This is a genomic window from Steroidobacter sp. (assembly GCF_016790065.1).
In the GTDB taxonomy this organism is placed as follows: Bacteria; Pseudomonadota; Gammaproteobacteria; order Steroidobacterales; family Steroidobacteraceae; genus Steroidobacter.
Genome location: NZ_JAEUPY010000847.1, coordinates 1 through 2,144, shown reverse-complemented (window position 1 = coordinate 2,144; position 2,144 = coordinate 1). Strand labels below are relative to the sequence as shown.

Sequence of the window (2,144 nt, the reverse complement as noted above, 5' to 3'; positions counted from 1 at the left end):
TCCGGCGAGCGGGAGATGAAGTTCACCCGTGGCAGCGGAGCGAAGGGTGCACGTACCTATCGGCTGAGCTGGACAGGCAACGACGGCACGTTCACCACGGCGCCCTCGTTGCGCCTGCCGTTGAACGAAACGAAGTCGTTGCCGGTCGGCATCCAGGTGAATTCATTCGGTCCGCACAGCGCCATCTTGAATCTGCACGACTCGCGCGATGATGCGATCGTTCATCGAGTGATGCTGACGGTGGTCGCGCCGCGCCCGATATCCGTTACGCCAGGTTCACAGCTGCGGCTCGACGGTCGGGTGCCGTTGATGCAATCCGACGATCACTACATTGCTGTCCCCGCCGGTGTGGCGGCATTGAAAGTCGAGATCGAGGTTCGTAAAGGCGTGCTCAGCGCGCGCATGCGTAGCATGGATCCATCCTCGAACACCGAAGACCTTCGGCCATTCCAGTTCGTCCAGTTGCAGCCCGGCAAGTACACGTGGCTCGTGGCAGCTCCGGTCGCGGGCACCTGGGATCTCGGTCTCGCCAACGATTCGGGTTGGCGGGAGAAGGATGTGTCCCGCGTTTCCACCGACGAGGCGCAATACTCGTTGGCGTTCACCGCGCTGACGGGCAGCATCGACGGTGTCGTCAGCGGTGGACAGGTCTCGATTCAAGCACGACGCGACGCGACTCGCATCGAATCTCCCGCGGTCGATGTTTATTCGGCCAAGCGCGATCGACACATCGGGCACCTCGCAGCGAACGGCTTGCCAACGCTGCTTACGGTTGATGTGCCGGAAGACGCCGGCGTGCTGAGACTACGTGCCACGTCCGATCCTGGCGCGAGCGAGATCGAGATGTTTCTGTACGATTGCACCACCGGCCAGTGCTTCTTGTACAGCTACGGCGGCCTTGCCCAGGCCGAGCAGATCATCACCGTGCGCAAGCCCAAGGCGGGGCAGTGGAAAGTGGCGGTGAATGCGGCCCCGATTGCCACGGGCGTCGGCGGGTTCGTGCTGGAGCAGATCGTCGGCGACAAGGCCAAACGTGCGCAGCTCTCGGGTGATGACATTGCATGGAAGGCGAATATCGCATCTCCCGCAGCGTCCGGCGACGCTGAACGCGTGCTGTACGTGGAGCTCGTCGATGTGGCGCTGGAGAACGCCGAGACACAGCGCATCCTCGCGCTCGCTTCGGCGGATGCACCTCCCGAGAAGAAGCTGCCGGCGAAGCCGGTCGCGTTGGCCACGACCGTCATTGCAGTGAGATGAGCGACCCAGCGGCTCGGCAACCATGGATGTGAGAGTGCGAGCCTTACTATCTGTCCTGTATAGGACTCGAACCTATAACCAACTGACTAAGAGTCAAATAGAACCATCAGGGGAAATCGCGAGGTTTGGCGGCGCGAATTCTACAAGTTGCCGGCGCAGGTCAGCGCGGCTCGCGCACGATCCGGTAATCATTCCCCTCGCGATTTACGCTCAGGTCGCGATCCTTTGCGAGGTAGAGCAGTAGCGATTGCGGATGGATGGCATCGAAGGTGCCTGAGAGGCGCTTGGTGTCGCCGACGGATTTGTCGACGTAGATTTGCCCGGTGTTGTAGCGGTTGAACTGGGTGACGACGTCGCTGAGCGTGGCGTCTTCGAACACCAATTGATGCATTTGCCACGCGATCGCGATTTCCGGATCGGGCAGCGTCTGTTTCTCGATGCGACCGTCGATCACCCGGGCTGCTTCGCCGGCGGCGAGCGCGACTGCGGATGTCGTGACGCTGGGCGCACTGCCCGCCGGTAGGGGCGACAGCGGTTGAGTCACTGCCGCGGTACTGAGCTTGCTGCCGAGCGTGACTTGAACGATGCCTTCGACCACGGCCACTTGGGTCTCGCCGGTGACTTCATAGACATTGAATTTGGTGCCGACGGCACGCACCGTCGCGCCCGACGTGCGTACATAGAATGGCCGGCTCGAATCGTGCGCCACCGTGAATAATCCTTCGCCTTCCAACTCGATGAGTCGACGCTCCTCTGAGAACCGGACCCGCGCGCGGCTGCGGGTGTTGAGTTTCATGGTGGAGCCATCGGGCAACTGATACGTGCTCTGCTGGCCGATGGCGGTGTGATAGCGCTCGCCGCCATAGCCTTGAAGATTCCAGGCCAGC

At 61.8% G+C, this 2,144-nt stretch carries 2 protein-coding genes; one reads left to right on the top strand and one right to left on the bottom strand.

Going from position 1 to position 2,144, the window contains the following annotated elements; all coding sequences use genetic code 11:
- Positions 1–1,257: hypothetical protein (locus JNL55_RS34015; protein ID WP_293865320.1), on the top strand; the 1,257-nt coding region annotated here is incomplete at its 5' end.
- 160 nt (positions 1,258–1,417) lie between these two features.
- Here the strand turns inward: JNL55_RS34015 and JNL55_RS34010 are convergent.
- Positions 1,418–2,144 (bottom strand): FecR family protein (locus tag JNL55_RS34010; RefSeq protein ID WP_293865317.1); only part of this gene is annotated, 727 nt, incomplete at its 5' end.